We start from the raw sequence: 575 nt of genomic DNA, 5'->3' as shown, positions 1-575 counted from the left end.
ACGAACTGCCCGCCTAAAGCTCCATTCACCACCCGGTGATCGTAGCTGTGAGAAAGGAACATTTTGTAACGAATGCCAATGAAATCTCCATCGGGGGTCTCAATGACTGCCGGCACTTTTCTAATTGCACCAAGGGCAAGAATTGCCACCTGCGGCTGATTGATTATTGGAGTTCCCATAATACTGCCAAAGGTTCCTACGTTCGTTACAGTGTAGGTTCCTCCCTGAATATCATCTGGTTTAAGTTTGTTCATTCTTGCACGGTTGGCAAGGTCGTTCACTTTTTTAGCCATACCAACCAGGTTAAGCTGGTCGGCATTTTTGATCACAGGAACAATAAGATTCCCATCGGGGAGGGCGGCTGCCATTCCCAGGTTGATGTTCTTGCGCTTGATGATCTTATCACCATCAACAGAAATATTGATCATAGGGAAATCCTTAATGGCCTTAGCCACAGCTTCCATAAATATTGGCGTAAAAGTCAATTTTTCACCCTCTCTTTTCTCAAAAGCATCTTTGTTCTTCTTTCTCCAGTTCCAGATGTTGGTTACATCTACCTCAATGAAAGACTGTAC

The 575-nt window shown here is 44.3% G+C and carries 1 protein-coding gene; it reads right to left on the bottom strand.

Annotation, left to right across the window (positions count from 1 at the left end; all coding sequences use genetic code 11):
• Nucleotides 1–575 (bottom strand): 2-oxo acid dehydrogenase subunit E2 (locus tag HC175_RS16680; protein ID WP_168139491.1); only part of this gene is annotated, 575 nt, incomplete at both ends.

The organism is Salinimicrobium oceani (assembly GCF_012037645.1).
Note: the sequence above shows the minus strand (reverse complement) of the source record. Positions and strands in the feature narration are given on the sequence as shown.